Source organism: Microbacterium sp. SY138, from assembly GCF_039729145.1.
Lineage (GTDB): Bacteria > Actinomycetota > Actinomycetes > Actinomycetales > Microbacteriaceae > Microbacterium > Microbacterium maritypicum_A.
Genome location: NZ_CP155793.1, coordinates 2,182,288 through 2,196,725 on the forward strand (window position 1 = coordinate 2,182,288; position 14,438 = coordinate 2,196,725).

The 14,438-nt window shown below is 69.4% G+C and carries 14 protein-coding genes; 7 read left to right on the top strand and 7 right to left on the bottom strand.

The window, feature by feature from the left end; all coding sequences use genetic code 11:
• Nucleotides 1–4: 4 nt before the first annotated feature.
• Nucleotides 5–775, bottom strand: a complete 771-nt coding sequence (locus ABDC25_RS10390; protein ID WP_021199397.1) for an isocitrate lyase/phosphoenolpyruvate mutase family protein — start codon at nt 773–775, stop codon at nt 5–7.
• 79 nt (nt 776–854) lie between these two features.
• Between ABDC25_RS10390 and ABDC25_RS10395 the strand changes: the two genes are divergently transcribed.
• Together ABDC25_RS10395 and ABDC25_RS10400 are read left to right on the top strand one after the other, a co-directional pair.
• Complete coding sequence (locus tag ABDC25_RS10395; RefSeq protein ID WP_347122860.1) at nt 855–2,270, top strand: RNB domain-containing ribonuclease; 1,416 nt, start codon at nt 855–857, stop codon at nt 2,268–2,270.
• Between the two features lie 21 nt (nt 2,271–2,291).
• Complete coding sequence (locus tag ABDC25_RS10400) at nt 2,292–2,522, top strand: hypothetical protein (RefSeq protein ID WP_021199395.1); 231 nt, start codon at nt 2,292–2,294, stop codon at nt 2,520–2,522.
• A gap of 2 nt (nt 2,523–2,524) precedes the next feature.
• On the opposite strand, the gene ABDC25_RS10405 is transcribed toward ABDC25_RS10400, so the two are convergent.
• From ABDC25_RS10405 to ispG, 3 genes are all read right to left on the bottom strand, one after another.
• The gene (locus tag ABDC25_RS10405) at nt 2,525–3,391 is read right to left on the bottom strand and encodes a hypothetical protein (RefSeq protein ID WP_021199394.1); all 867 of its coding nucleotides are present in this window, start codon (nt 3,389–3,391) and stop codon (nt 2,525–2,527) included.
• Between the two features lie 85 nt (nt 3,392–3,476).
• The gene (locus ABDC25_RS10410; RefSeq protein ID WP_136023690.1) at nt 3,477–3,809 is read right to left on the bottom strand and encodes a nuclear transport factor 2 family protein; all 333 of its coding nucleotides are present in this window, start codon (nt 3,807–3,809) and stop codon (nt 3,477–3,479) included.
• Between the two features lie 17 nt (nt 3,810–3,826).
• Nucleotides 3,827–4,957, bottom strand: coding sequence for a flavodoxin-dependent (E)-4-hydroxy-3-methylbut-2-enyl-diphosphate synthase (ispG, locus tag ABDC25_RS10415; protein ID WP_021199392.1), 1,131 nt, complete (start codon nt 4,955–4,957; stop codon nt 3,827–3,829).
• Nucleotides 4,958–5,038: 81 nt separating this feature from the next.
• Between ispG and ABDC25_RS10420 the strand changes: the two genes are divergently transcribed.
• Both ABDC25_RS10420 and ABDC25_RS10425 read left to right on the top strand, forming a co-directional pair.
• Nucleotides 5,039–5,665, top strand: a complete 627-nt coding sequence (locus ABDC25_RS10420; protein ID WP_347122863.1) for a pyroglutamyl-peptidase I — start codon at nt 5,039–5,041, stop codon at nt 5,663–5,665.
• 171 nt (nt 5,666–5,836) lie between these two features.
• Nucleotides 5,837–7,720, top strand: coding sequence for a chorismate-binding protein (locus ABDC25_RS10425; protein WP_347122865.1), 1,884 nt, complete (start codon nt 5,837–5,839; stop codon nt 7,718–7,720).
• Nucleotides 7,721–7,774: 54 nt separating this feature from the next.
• Here ABDC25_RS10425 and ABDC25_RS10430 read toward each other — a convergent pair whose 3' ends face one another.
• Nucleotides 7,775–9,088 carry a M50 family metallopeptidase gene (locus ABDC25_RS10430; RefSeq protein ID WP_021199389.1) on the bottom strand — a complete coding sequence of 438 codons (1,314 nt, stop codon included), beginning with the start codon at nt 9,086–9,088 and terminating at the stop codon, nt 7,775–7,777.
• 63 nt (nt 9,089–9,151) lie between these two features.
• On the opposite strand from ABDC25_RS10430, the gene ABDC25_RS10435 reads away from it, so the two are divergent.
• The 3 genes from ABDC25_RS10435 (at nt 9,152) to ABDC25_RS10445 (ending at nt 12,274) form a co-directional block, all read left to right on the top strand.
• A complete protein-coding gene (locus tag ABDC25_RS10435) occupies nt 9,152–9,736 on the top strand; it encodes a hypothetical protein (protein WP_347122866.1) in 585 nt (194 codons plus the stop codon).
• Nucleotides 9,737–9,838: 102 nt separating this feature from the next.
• Nucleotides 9,839–10,558, top strand: a complete 720-nt coding sequence (locus ABDC25_RS10440) for a YcnI family protein (RefSeq protein WP_347122867.1) — start codon at nt 9,839–9,841, stop codon at nt 10,556–10,558.
• Nucleotides 10,559–10,651: 93 nt separating this feature from the next.
• Entirely contained in the window at nt 10,652–12,274 is a 1,623-nt protein-coding gene (locus ABDC25_RS10445; RefSeq protein WP_208323571.1) for a UDP-N-acetylmuramoyl-L-alanyl-D-glutamate--2,6-diaminopimelate ligase, read from the top strand.
• Between the two features lie 36 nt (nt 12,275–12,310).
• Here the strand turns inward: ABDC25_RS10445 and dxr are convergent, their stop codons facing one another.
• Together dxr and ABDC25_RS10455 are read right to left on the bottom strand one after the other, a co-directional pair.
• A complete protein-coding gene (gene dxr / locus ABDC25_RS10450; protein ID WP_167254352.1) occupies nt 12,311–13,393 on the bottom strand; it encodes a 1-deoxy-D-xylulose-5-phosphate reductoisomerase in 1,083 nt (360 codons plus the stop codon).
• Between the two features lie 36 nt (nt 13,394–13,429).
• The gene (locus ABDC25_RS10455) at nt 13,430–14,392 is read right to left on the bottom strand and encodes an FKBP-type peptidyl-prolyl cis-trans isomerase (RefSeq protein ID WP_167254354.1); all 963 of its coding nucleotides are present in this window, start codon (nt 14,390–14,392) and stop codon (nt 13,430–13,432) included.
• Between the last annotated feature and the right edge of the window lie 46 nt (nt 14,393–14,438).

Here is a 14,438-nt window from a genome sequence, read left to right on the forward strand (position 1 = left end):
GACGTCAGTTGAGCGCCGGAAGGTTCGCGGGTACGACGCCGCCGGCGTACAGGTCGGCCGCCAGCTCCTGCAGCGCCGTCAGCGCGACCCGCTGCGGGAGCGGACCGTAGGAGATGCGCGCGACACCGAGCTTCTCGTACTCCGAGGCCGCGAGGGCACCCGGAATCCCGATGACGCTGATCTTGCGCTCGCCGATGCCCTCGACGAGCTGACGCGTGACGTTCATGTCGAGGATGCCGGGCACGAACACCGCGGTCGCTCCGGCGTCGAGGTAAGCCCGCCCACGCTGGATGGCATCGGCGATGCTCTCCTGCACGGGCCGACCGCCGGCGCGGACGAAGGCGTCCGTGCGCGCATTGAGGGCGAACGGGACGCCCTCGGCCTCCGCCGCCTTCACGATCGCCTCGACGGAGGCGACGGACTCGTCGAGCGGCTTGAGTCGGTCCTCGACGTTCGCGCCGACGACGCCTGCCCCGATGGCGAGGCGGGTGGTCTCCCCCGCGTCGCCGTATCCGTCGTCGAGATCGGCGGTCACGGGCACATGGACGGCGGCCGCGATGCGACCCACCATGTCGATCATGATCTCGCGCGGCGTGGCGCCGTCGTCATAGCCGAACGACGCCGCGATGCCGTGTCCGGCGGTGGCGATCGCCTGGGTCTCGGGGAGGGCGGCGACCGCCCGCGCGGAGACGACGTCCCACACATTCACGACGCGAAGGATCTCCGGTGCGTCATAGAGTCCGACAAGGGTCTGGGCCTTGGCTGCAGTGGTCATGACTCCACGCTAACGCGGGATGACGTCCACGGGGCCGGTTCATTCCGCTCCGCCTGATCGCCACGCCTAGGGTGGAGCCATGCCCCAGCGCCGATCACACGTCGCCCCGTCCGCTGCGCAGACCGAGCTGGCCTCGGCACTCGCCGGGCTGCGGGAATCTGTCGATGCTCCCCTCGACTTCCCCGACGAGGTCATCGCCGAGGCCGAGGCATCCACCGCCCCCGTGCCACAGATCGACCTTCGCGACGTCCCCTTCGCAACGCTGGACCCTGAAGGGTCTCGCGACCTCGATCAGGCCTTCCACCTCGAGCGCGCGGGGACCGGATACACCGTTCGCTACGCGATCGCCGACGTCCCGGGGTTCGTCGCACCGGGCGGAGCGGTGGATGCCGAGGCACGGCGTCGCGGACAGACACTGTATGCCGCGGATGGTTCGATCCCGCTGCATCCGCGCGTGCTGAGCGAGGATCGAGCCTCGCTGCTCGCCGACGTCGACCGACCGGCGCTGGTGTGGACCTTCGCCCTCGACTCCAGCGGTGTCGTCTCCGACTTCCGCCTGGAACGCGCGCTGATCCGTTCGCGCGCACAGCTCGACTACGCGACGACGCAGCTGGCGATCGACCGCGGCGAGGACGGCCCGGCGGCACTGCTCCCGGAGATCGGAGCCTTGCGCATGGAGCGGGAGCGCCTGAGAGGAGGAGCGAGCCTGAATCTGCCCGACGAAGAGGTCGTGCGTGCAGAAGACGGCACCTATGCGATCGAACGACGCCGCCCACTTCCCGTGGAGGAGTGGAACGCCCAGCTCTCGCTCATGACCGGGATGGCCGCAGCTTCCCTCATGCTCGACGCCGGAGTCGGCATCCTCCGGACGATGCCGGAGCCGGATGCGGCCGCTTTCGAGACCTTCCGGCATCAGACCGAGGCCCTCGGGCGCCCGTGGACGGCCGGTGCATACGGCTACTACCTTCGCGGGCTCGACCGCGCCGACCCGATGACGCTCCCCGTGCTGGAGGCCGCGTCGTCGCTGTTCCGCGGAGCAGGGTACCTGGTGTTCGACGGCGAAGCGCCGGGCGCCGCCGTGCAGGCCGCCATCGCCGCGCCCTATGCCCACGCGACCGCTCCGCTGCGCCGACTCGTCGACCGGTGGGCACTGGCGATCTGCCTCGCCGCCGCGAACGGCGAGCCCGCCCCCGAATGGGCGCGCGCATCGCTCGGCGAGCTCCCCGCCCTCATGCAGGAATCCGGCCAGCGTGCATCGCGCCTCAACGCGGCGACGATCAACAGTGTCGAGGCCGCGCTGCTCACGCCCCTGGTCGGCACGACGATCGAGGCGACCGTGATCGAGCTGCGCGGTGAACGCGCGGCCGTGCAGATCGCCGATCCCGCCGTGACAGCGACTGCACCGCTACGGCCGGGTGCGAAGCCGGGTGATATCGTGCGACTCCGCATCGTGCGTGCGGACATCGCGAAGGGCGAGGTCGAGTTCGCGATCTGACCTTCTGCTCATCGGCGACGCGTGGTCGCCGACGTGCTCTTCGAGCGGATCGCGGAGCTGATGCTGCTAGGCGACCGCCGCTGGATCGCCACCGGGAAGTGGCTCCCCCGTCGATTGCGCGCTCTGAGCGAGGAGCGCACCGAGCGGCTGAGTGCGCCGCTGCTCGCCGGAGACTTCGCAGCCTTCGCGGACCGCGTCGAGGAGGAGCTCGATCGAGCGGGCGGACGGCTGCAGGCCGGGTTCGTGCGCTGAGGTCAGGGGGCGGGGACAGCCGTGGTCGTCATGACGAGGAGCTGGGGATCGCTGAGATCGAGCGACACCGTGATCGATCCGAACGCGGCGAGGGAGTCGGCATGGGTTCCCCCGCAGAGGATCACGGCTTCGCCCTCTGGGAGGGAGCAGTGCCAGCGACGCCGGTCGACGATCGTCGGCCCCTCGGTCTCGATGCTGCTGGAAGCGCCCGAGGCGATCCAAGCGGCCAGTCGGTCGTTCACCTGCGCCTCGCGGTCGGGGAGAGTCGCAGCGAACGTCTCGGTGTCGAAGCCTGCCCTGCGCAGACTCTTGCCGAGCCGGTATTCGTCGACGGCCCCGTCCTCGTGGATACGACTGGACTGGTTGGCGCGACCCTCGAAGTCGGGGTTCCCGAGAGCGTCCTCCCCCGGGTCCTTCCGCCAGAGATCGACGAGGGCCAGGTCAAGCGCCAGTGAAGCGACATGACATGCCGTGTGGCCGCGGCTGAGTCCCGCGCGACGGGCACCGTCGACCGCGAGCGCCACCGGTGCTCCCTCAACGAGTGATGCCGGCACGACACCCTCGATGCGATGCCCGACCAGCCACGTCCAGCCCTCCGCACCGCGCTTGACCGGGATCTCGCGGCCCACGGCGAACTCGCCCTCGTCAGAGATCGCGGCCATGAGAGCCTCGGTCACCGTGACCGTGACGCCGGCGGCCGTGATGGTTCCGCTGTCGCCCGGCTGATCCGGCCAGGTGTGGTCGACCGGATGGAAGGGCGTCGCGTCGACGACGACGACCGCTCCATCGGCGAAGCTCTCCACACGTGTGACGATGCCATCTCCGGCGATGGTCCCGTCCGAGAAGGTCACAGTGGTGGGCGTCGACATGGTTCTCCTCGGATTCGTCGGTGATCTCGACAGTGTTCGCGGCCGTCGGGCCGTCGTGAGAGCGGGGCGGACCCGGTACGAAAGGTCAGTGGGACGGCGGGATGGTGAAGCTGGCGAGCTTGTCGCCCTCGACGACGAAGATGCCGTCGGATTCTCCGTTGAAGACCCGGCTCGCCCATCCGAAGCGGATGCGGGTCGTGTCGCCGTCGGTCTCGGCGGAGAGCACGGTCATCCTCGCTCCGGCGCCGATCGCGTCGCTGCCTGCCCATTCGCGCACCCCATCAGGGCCGGCCTTGACCGTGCCCCAATCGCTGACATGCCCATCCGGGGTGAAGGCATCGACGAACGCATCGGTATCGGCCGCGTTGATCGCATCGACCATCACCTGGACAGGCGTGGGCAGGGTGACATCCGACATCTCGCGCTCCTCCGAGCTCAGGCCGTGACGACCTGGGCCGTGCCGAGCGGGGCCTCAGGTCCCATCTCAGCGGCGATCCGGTTGGCCTCTTCGATCAGGGTGGCGACGATGTCGGCCTCCGGCACGGTCTTGATGACCTCGCCCTTCACGAAGATCTGCCCCTTGCCGTTACCCGAAGCCACGCCGAGGTCGGCCTCGCGCGCTTCGCCCGGTCCGTTGACGACGCAGCCCATCACGGCGACGCGCAGCGGAACGGTCATGTCCTTGAGCCCCTCCGTCACGTTCTCGGCCAGGGTGTAGACGTCGACCTGAGCGCGTCCGCATGAGGGGCAGGAGACGATCTCGAGCTTGCGCTCGCGCAGGTTGAGGGACTGAAGGATCTGGTGTCCGACCTTGACCTCTTCGGCCGGCGGCGCCGAGAGCGACACGCGGATCGTGTCGCCGATGCCCTCGCCGAGGAGGATTCCGAACGCGGTGGCGCTCTTGATCGTTCCCTGGAACGCCGGCCCCGCCTCGGTCACACCGAGGTGAAGGGGCCAGTCGCCCCGCTCGGCCAGCTGCCGATACGCCTTGACCATGACGATGGGGTCGTTGTGCTTGACGGAGATCTTGAAGTCGTGGAAGTCGTGCTCCTCGAACAGCGACGCCTCCCACACGGCGCTCTCGACCAGCGCCTCAGCCGTCGCCTTGCCGTACTTGCTGAGGATGCGGCGATCCAGAGATCCGGCGTTCACGCCGATGCGCAGAGAGACTCCCGCCGCCTTCGCGGCCTCGGCGATCTTGCCCACGTTGCCGTCGAACTCGCGGATGTTGCCGGGATTCACCCGCACCGCCCCGCATCCGGCATCGATAGCCGTGTAGATGTAGCGCGGCTGGAAGTGGATGTCGGCGATCACGGGGATCTGGCTCTTCATCGCGATGATCTTCAACGCATCGGCATCGTCCTGATGCGGCACCGCGACGCGGACGATCTCGCAGCCCGAAGCCGTGAGCTCGGCGATCTGCTGCAGCGTCCCGTTGATGTCGGTCGTCTTGGTGGTCGTCATCGACTGCACGCTGACCGGAGCGTCGCCGCCCACGAGCACCTTGCCCACCTTGATCTGCCGGGACTTGCGGCGCGGGGCGAGGACTTCGGGGATCTTCGGCATTCCGAGGTTCACTGCTGGCACGCCCCAAGCCTACGCCGCCTGGATGCAAGTGGGCTGAACAGCCGCACCTACGCTGGAGGCATGGCCGTCGTCCTCCTCACCGGATTCGACCCCTTCGACGGGGCGGACCGCAATCCGTCTGCCGATGCCGTGAACGCGGTCGCGGCCGCATACGACGGTCCGCACGAGCTCGTGGTGGCCACACTTCCGGTCGCGTTCGAGGCATCCGCTCACCGGCTCCGGACCCTGATCGCCGCGCACTCCCCCGATGTCGTCATCGCCACCGGGCTCGCCGCCGGGAGCAGCAGGGTCGCGATCGAGCGCATCGGTGTCAACCTGATCGACGCCCGCATCCCCGACAACGACGGCGAACAGCCCGTCGATGCTCCCAGCGAGGCCGGCGGTCCCGCCGCGCGATTCTCGACGCTCCCCGTGAAGCGCCTGCTCCAGGTTCTGACCGCGGAAGGGCTGCCGGCGCAGCTGTCGCTCTCTGCGGGAACCTACGTGTGCAACCACGTGCTGTACACGGCAGTGGGTGCGGTCCGGCCGGATGCGCGTGCCGGATTCGTGCACCTTCCGTGGTCGACGACCACGGTCCCTGCAGGCGGGCCGCACCTCGCCGACGCGCAACTGGCGCGCGCCCTGCGCCTCATCGTGGATCACGCCCTCGACGCCGAGTCGACGGAGGCCGGCGGCAGCATCTGGTGATGTCATCGCGCCGTGGCCCTCGCTCGCGATGTGGTAGTTTCGGCCCCATGCTCGCGAACTTCACCTGGTGGCCCGCCTTCTAGGCGGTGTGTTCGCGTTCCCACGAATTCAGACCGCCTCCGGGGCGGTCTTTTCGTTGCGCCGAGCCGGAGCACTGCACAGGAGACATCGATGACCCTCTCACGACTCGCCGAGCTCAGCGCCGATCCCACGGCATCCTTCGTGCTCATCGCACGCGACGGCGCCGACACCGTCGAGCTGCTCAGCGGGGACGTCGTCGACGTCGAGCTGCTTGCCGACATCCCCCTCTCGGTCGACGGCACCCCGCGCGAGGTGTTCGCCATGGTGCCCTATCGCCAGGTGCGCGAACGCGGCTTCGTCGCCCAGGACGACGGGGCGCCGCTGCGCTGCGTGATCGTCGACGAGCACCTGCACCTCCCGACAGCCGAGCTTCTGCCCGCGCTCCCGAGCACGCCCGTCCCCCTCCACGACGACGGCTTCGACATCGCCGACGCGGACTACGCGGCCATCGTCGAGACGGTCATCGCCGACGAGATCGGACGCGGCGAGGGCGCGAACTTCGTCATCCGTCGAGACTTCACCGCGACCATCGACGTCGAGGACCGCACCGCGGCACTCACGTGGTTCCGTGCTCTCCTCACGCACGAGCGCGGCGCCTACTGGACGTTCGCTGTCGTCACTCCTGGGCACATCGCCGTGGGGGCCAGCCCCGAGGCGCATGTGGTCGCCCGCGAGGGCGTCGTCACGATGAACCCGATCTCCGGGACCTTCCGTCATCCGGCGGGAGGGGCGACGAAGGAGACGCTGATCGACTTCCTCGCCTCGACCAAGGAGACCGAGGAACTCTTCATGGTCGTCGACGAGGAACTCAAGATGATGAGCGCCGTCTGCTCCGACGGCGGCCGCATCACCGGCCCGCACCTCAAGGAGATGTCGCGACTCACGCACACCGAGTACATGCTCCGTGGTCGCAGCGCCCTCGATCCCCGCGACATCCTGCGCGAGACGATGTTCGCTCCGACGGTGACAGGTTCGCCCATGCAGAACGCCTGCGCGGTGATCCGCCGTCACGAGCAGAAGCCCCGCGGCTACTACTCCGGTGTCGCCGCGCTGTTCACCCCGAATGCGGACGGCGGGCACGACCTGGATGCGCCTATCCTCATCCGGACCGTCTACCTCCAGGACGGCACCCTCAGCGTTCCGGTCGGCGCGACGCTGGTTCGACACTCCGATCCGATGGGTGAGGTCTCCGAGACCCACGGGAAGGCCGCCGGCGTCCTGGGCGCCATCGGCGCGATCGACCGCGACCGGGTGGCAGAGGCACGTAGCGACGCCGACGCGCCCGGCGACGCGCGCGCCCTCGCCGACGACCCGACCGTCGCCGAGCTGCTGTCATCGCGCAACGCCCGCCTGGCCGAGTTCTGGCTCAACCCGCAGGGCGAGGACTTCACCGGTCCGTTCGCCGGCCGCTCCGCTCTCGTCGTGGACGCGGAGGACCGGTTCACGACGATGCTGGCCCACCAGCTGCGTCATCTCGGGCTCGCCGTCACGATCGCTCCCTGGGCCGACGTGCGGGACGCGGACTTGGACGCCGCCGATCTGGTCGTCGCCGGCCCGGGCCCCGGCGACCCTCGGGATACACGGAACGCCCGCATCGCGAGGATGCGCGATGTCGTCGCCCGCCGACTGGACTCCGACGCGCCGCTGCTCGCGGTGTGCCTCAGCCACCAGATCCTCGCCGACAAGCTCGGCATCGCCCTGACTCCGCTCGATGCCCCTCACCAGGGCCTGCAGAAGCCCGTCCCGGTCTTCGGGGAGACCGCATCGATCGGCTTCTACAACACCTTCACCGCGCGGGTCGCACCGGGCACGACGGTCGTCGGCGCCGCCGACGTCTCGGCGGACCCCGACTCGGGAGACGTGTACGCGCTCCGCGGAGACCACTTCGCTTCGGTGCAGGGACACCTGGAGTCGATCCTGTCCCGCGACGGGATCCGCACGCTCGAACGTCTCGTCTCCCACGCGCTGGCCTGAGCAGGAATCCCTGCTCGCGTTCGCCTCCCGCGCGGTCCGGCGAGGCCTGCGAACTCAGCCGAGAAGGTTGACCGGGTTGAAGAGGTCGGCGACCAGGAGCAGCGCTCCCATCCCGATCAGGAGCACAGCGACGACCACCGTCAGCGGCACGAGCTTGGTCGCGTCGACGGGCGCCGGAGGGGGCCGGCGGAAGAGCTTGGCCCACGCGCGCTTGATGCCGTCCCACAGTGCCACGACGATGTGACCGCCGTCGAGCGGGAGCAACGGGATGAGGTTGAACACGAACAGCGCGATGTTCAGCGACCCCAGCAGACCGAGCAGGAACGCGAACCGGTTGAGGATCGGCGCATCGGTAGCGGCCGCCTCTCCTGCGAGGCGTCCGACGCCGACGACGCTCAGCGGTCCGTTCGGGTCGCGTTCTCCGCCGGTGACGAGTGAGACGCCGACGTCCCATAGACGCACGGGGAGCGTGACGATCAAGGATGCGACACGCGCCGTGCTGTCCGCCGCCATCTCGGGGCCGGCGGTGAGGGGCTGCTGCACGTAGCCCATCTGGGCGCCCATGCCGACGTAGCCGACCTCCTTCACGACAGGCTTTCCGGCCTCATCGAGGACGGGCTGGCCGCTGGCATCCGTGATCGAGCGTTCCGCGGCGATCGGCGTGATGCTCAGCGACTGCTCCGCCCCGTCGCGGCTCACGACCATGTCCAGCGTCTCGCCTGGCGCGGCCTGCACGATCGCCGTCGCCTCGGCGAACGTCGACACGGGCTGTCCGTCGATGGACAGGATCACATCGCCCGGCTTGATCCCGGCTTCCGCGGCGGGTGAGGCCGGGTCATCGGGTGTGCACTCGGTCGCCGTCGAACCGGCCGGAACGACGCACTCGGTGACGGACGCGATCGTCGTCGTTCCCTGCTGCAGGCCGATGCCCGACAGCAGCACGGTGAAGATCACGGTCGCGAGGAGAAGGTTCATCACCGGCCCGCCGAGCATGACGACGACGCGCTTCCACACGGGAAGACGATAGAAGACGCGATCCTCGGCACCCTCGGCGATGGTCTCGTCGTTGGCGCTGCGCGCGTCCTGGATCAACGAGCGGAACACGCCGGACGCCGGGCCCGAGTTCTTCGACGCCGGGTACATGCCCGACATCGAGATGAAGCCCCCTAGAGGGAGCAGCTTGAACCCGTACTCGGTCTCGCCGATGCGCCGGGACCACAGCCGCGGCCCGAAGCCGATCATGTACTGGCCGACACGCACGCCGAAGAGCTTCGCGGGGACGAGATGGCCCACCTCATGCAGGCCGATCGAGAGCCCGAGGCCGATCAGCATGAAGAGGATGCCGGCCAGATAGAGCAGGAATTCCACGTGCCAACGTTAGTGCCCACAGCTAGGAATCCGCCCGGCACGCCGCGCGGCTAGGCTGAGACGGTGAATGCCCGGCAGCTGCGACTCGTGCGCGCTGCCGCCGTCTCCTCGGTGGCGACGTTGCTCGCAGCCCTCTCGCACACCCTCGGCGGCGGAGCGGTCCCGCACATGCTGCTGATCCTGGCGGTCGCGACCCTGCTCACCCCTCTGTCGGCGCTCCTGGTGGGCATCCGTGAGTCGCGGGGTCGTGTCGCCATCGCCGTGTTCCTCGGACAGGCCGCTTTCCACGTCGTGTTCCAACTGCTGGGCTCGCCAACCGGTACCGCTCCGATCGCCGGCGGCGGTCACGCCCATCATCTCGATCTGAGCGCGCTCTCTTCCACGGCGCCCACAGCAGCACCTGGCACGTTGATGCTGTTCGCGCACGTCTTCGCAGCCGTGCTCACGACGCTTCTCGTGTGGCACGGAGAAGCGGTCGTTCGGGTCGTCGCCCGCTGGGTGGATGCCCTCTTCCGGCGCGCGTCCGCCGGGGCACCGGCCATGCATCGCCGGCCGCCGCGGCTGCGGTCGACCACCATCGCCAGCTTCGCCGTCACCATCTCGGCCGCTGTGCCGAGGCGCGGGCCTCCCGCTCTCCTGCGCGACTGATCCGTCGCACTCGAATCCGCTGCTCCGACACGGGCAGCGTCCCTTTCTCGCGGAGATGCGCCACCGTGGCGCGCCCGCACTTCGAGCACCAGGAGAACTCTCATGTCCCGCAACATCCGTACCCGCAGTCCGCGCCCCACCACCCTGCGCTCCACCGCTCGGCGCTCGCTCACTCTGCGACGCGCCGCGCTCGGTGTCCTCGGCGGAGCCGCACTCGCCCTGGCCGTTCCCACGATGGCAGGTGCCCATGTGGGCGTCAGCCCCGACGAGATCGCTGCGGGCGACCACGGCGTGCTCACGTTCTCGTTCTCCCACGGCTGCGAGAACTCCCCCACCACCGCGCTGCGCATCACGATGCCCGAGGGGCTCGCATCCGTCTCGCCGACGATGGACTCCGACTGGGACATCCAGGTCGAGCGCGGCGACGACGGTCTCGTCAGCGCCGTGACCTATACGGCGGTCACCCCGGTGCCCACCGACCTTCGCGGCGCGGTGAGCATGGGGGTCGGTCTGGACGAGACCGCCCCCGACACTCTGGCGTTCCCCGTGGTCCAACAGTGCGTCGAGGGCTCGACCGAATGGACGCAGATCGCCGAGAACGGCCAGGATCCGCACAGCCTCGACGCGCCGGCTCCGGTCGTCTCCGTCACGGCCGCTGCCGCCGACGGGCACGGCGAGCACACCGAATCCGACACTGCGGCCGCGAGCACGGCTCCGACCACGGTCGCCGATCCCCTGGGTGTGGCGCTCGGGGCGGGTGGGCTTCTCGCCGGTTTCGCCGCCCTGGTCGTCGCGATCCTCGCCTACCGACGCCGAGCCTGACGACGCGAGCTCCCCCTCGTGCTCCGCAACGCGGCGCGCGAGGGGGCGCTCGGCGAAGGGTTCCCACCACGGTCGTGAGATCATGGATGCGCCATGTCGATTGAACAACAACCGAGCCTGCCTCCCGTGCTCCGCCCCGCGAACCCGCCCCGGCGTGAGCTGTCCGAACTCGCTTCCCGTTTCGCCCGCACCGTCCGCGGCGATGTCGACGGAATCGCCCTCTCCGGCATCACCCTCGCGACGGCAGACCTGCGTCCCGGCGAGGCATTCGTCGCGATCCGCGGCGTCAACCGGCATGGCGCGGACTTCGCCGTCACCGCCGCTGAGAAGGGTGCCGTCGCCGTCATCACCGACGACGCTGGCGCGGAGATCGCCGAAGCCGCGGGGCTTCCGATCCTCGTGGTCGACGACCCTCGCGCCGTGCTCGGTGATCTCAGCGCGTGGGTCTACGGCACCGGCGCCGGTGACCCGCTCCCCCTGCTGTTCGCGACGACGGGCACCAACGGCAAGACCAGCGTCTCCCACCTGCTCGAGGGGATCCTCGATCAGATCGGCGTGGTCACCGGCCTCTCCTCCACCGCAGAACGTCACATCGCGGGCGAGGTCATCGTCTCGCGCCTGACCACCCCTGAAGCCTCCGAGATGCACGCGCTCCTGGCGCTGATGCGTGAGCGCCAGGTCGAAGCCGTCGCGGTCGAGGTCAGCGCACAGGCGCTGTCACGTCACCGCGTCGACGGCATCTTGTTCGACGTCGCCGGATTCACGAACCTGAGCCACGATCATCTCGACGACTACGCCGACATGGAGGAGTACTTCGAGGCGAAGCTGCCCCTCTTCCGGCCCGACCGCGCCCAGCGCGGGGTCATCTGCCTGGATTCCCCGTCCGGTGCGGTCGTCGTCGACCGGGCCGAGATCCCGGTCGTCACTGTCGGCACTCCGTCGATCGCCGCCGATCCCGACGCCGCGACCGCCGCGGACTGGGTGGTCGTCATCGACGAGGAGCGCGCCGCCGGTACGACCTTCACGATGACCGGCCCCGCCGGGTCCCTCACCACGACGGTTCCGGTGATCGGACCGCACATGGCGGCCAACGCGGCTCTGGCGATCGTGATGCTCCTCGAGGGCGGCTACGCCTGGGATCGCATCGTCGATGCGCTCACCCGCGACGGGGGGATCCGCGCCTACCTGCCCGGTCGCACCCAGCTCGTCTCCGGCGATCGTGGGCCTGCCGTCTTCGTCGACTTCGGACACTCACCCGACGCATTCGAGAAGACCCTCGCCGCCGTCCGGCGTGTGACACCGGGCAAGGTGCTGATGCTCTTCGGCGCCGACGGCGACCGCGATGCGAGCAAGCGATTCGACATGGCGCGCACGGCGGTCGAAGGCAGTGACATCCTCGTCGTCACCGATCACCACCCCCGTTTCGAGGACCCCGCGTCCATCCGGGCGACCCTCATCGAGGGCGCCCGCACGGCACGACCGGATGCCGAGATACACGAGGCCTCACCGCCCGAGAACGCCATCGTCACCGCCGTCGGCCTGGTCGGCGACGGCGACGCCATCCTGTGGGCCGGCCCCGGGCACCAGGACTATCGCGACATCCGCGGCGTCCGCACACCGTATTCCGCACGCGAGCTCGCTCGCCGCGCGCTGCGCGACGCCGGCTGGCCCGTACCCGATCCGCGCTGGCCGGTCCCGTACCCCGACGAGGATTGACCTGCTCGACCAGGGCGACTCCGCCCTGGTCCCCGATCAGACCGCCGCGATCATCCGATCGGCCGTCGAGCGCGCCCATGCCTCGGCCTCGGCGAGCGTCTCGACGGTGAGGGCGTCCGGCGCATCGTGCGCGTCGACGACCCGAGCGATCGTGTCCACGATGCCGAGGAACGAGAGCCGTCCCTCGTGGAACGCGTCGACCGCTTGTTCGTTCGCGGCGTTGTAGACAGCAGGGAAGGTGCCGCCGGCGCGGCCCACCGCCTTCGCGAGTGCGACGGAGGGGAACGCCTCGGCGTCGAGGGGCTCGAACGTCCAGGAAGTGGCGGATGACCAGTCGAGGGGGCGTCCGACGCCACCGACGCGGTGCGGCCAGTCCAGACCCAGGGAGATCGGCAGACGCATGTCGGGCGGGGAGGCCTGTGCGATCGTGGAACCGTCGATGAACTCGACCATCGAGTGCACGATGGACTGCGGGTGCACCACGACCTCGATGTCGTCGTAGGCGACGTCGAACAGCAGGTGCGCTTCGATCACCTCGAGTCCCTTGTTGACAAGGGTCGCGGAGTTGGTCGTGACCATTCGTCCCATGTCCCATGTCGGGTGCGCGAGAGCCTCGGACGGAGTGACCTCGGTCAGCTCCGCGCGGCTGCGACCGCGGAACGGCCCGCCCGAGGCCGTCACCACGAGGCGGCGCACCTCGGCATGAGTACCGGCCAGGAGCGCTTGCGCGAGCGCCGAGTGCTCGGAATCGACCGGGACGATCTGACCGGGAGCGGCGGCGGCGAGGACCAGGTCGCCGCCGACGATGAGGGACTCCTTGTTCGCGAGAGCGAGCGTGCGTCCCGCCTTCAGCGCCGCGAGCGTCGAGCCCAGTCCGATCGAGCCGGTGATGGCGTTGAGCACCACGTCCGCCTCGACGTCACGGACCAGCTGCTCGGCCTCGAGCGCGCCGAGAGCGGTCGACTCGACCTGGAACTGTGCGGCCTGCGCTTCCAACATCTCGGCGTTGGACCCGGCAGCGAGGCCTACCAGCTCGAATCGGCGAGGGTTGGCACGGATCACATCCAGTGCCTGGGTGCCGATGGAACCGGTGGAGCCGAGGACGATGACGCGACGCATACCGTCAGCCTAGGTCACGCTCTCGGCACCCAGCGGCTACTGCTGCGCCTGGACCGGTGTCGTCGCCAGGATGTCCACGACGAACACGAGGCTCTCCTTCTGGAGCTCATGTCCCTCGCTCGCACCGTATCCGTCGGACGGCGGCATCACGACGATGACCTGTGAGCCGACCTTCTGACCTTCGAGGGCCTTCTGGAAGCCCGCGACCACGCCGGTGGTCTGGAACTGCGCGGGCGCGGCGTCGCGGCTCCAGCTGGAGTCGAACTCCTTGCCGTCGGACCACTTGACGCCCAGGTACTGCACGACGACGAGGTCGCCGGAGGCGACCGTCGCACCGTCACCCTGCTTGAGGACGGCGACCTGGGTCTCCGTCGGCGCGTCGCCGTCCGGGATCGTCACGGTCGGAGCGCCCTTGTCGTCGAGCTTCACAGTCGGCATGCCGGGAGTCGGGTCGACCGGCGTTCCCGTCGCCACCTCGGGCAGCTGCTCGACGGCCTCGGCGTAGACGACCACGTTGTTGGCGCCCTCGCCGAGGACCTTTCCGGGAAGAGTCAGCACGATGCGCGAGCCGACCGGCTTGCACTCGAGCGCCGCGACGAAGAGCGAGGACTGGTTGGTGTCGAGGAGAACGGGCAGCACACCACCTTCACCACGAGCCGACGAGTCGAGCACCTGATTGTTGGTCGCGTCGACGATCTGGTACTCGACGGACACCAGGTCATTGACCACGACGTCGTCTCCGTCTCCCTCGGAGATGACGGTCCTCTCGACGCCGGCGAACGGCGCATCGGCCGGGACCGTCACGGTGGTGTCTGCCCCTTCCCCCTCCACGACGACCGCGTCCGAGGTATCCCCGGACTTCGCATCCAACTGGCACGCGCTCGATGCGGAGGGCGACGGGGTGCCGGAGCTCTCCGGGGCTCCACCACCGGCGCAACCCGCCAGCAGCAGGGTCGCCGCGGCGACGGTGGACAGAACGATGAGCGGACGCTTGCGCACAGTGAGACCTCGGGATCGCGGGCAGGAAACTCCATCCTGCCCCATA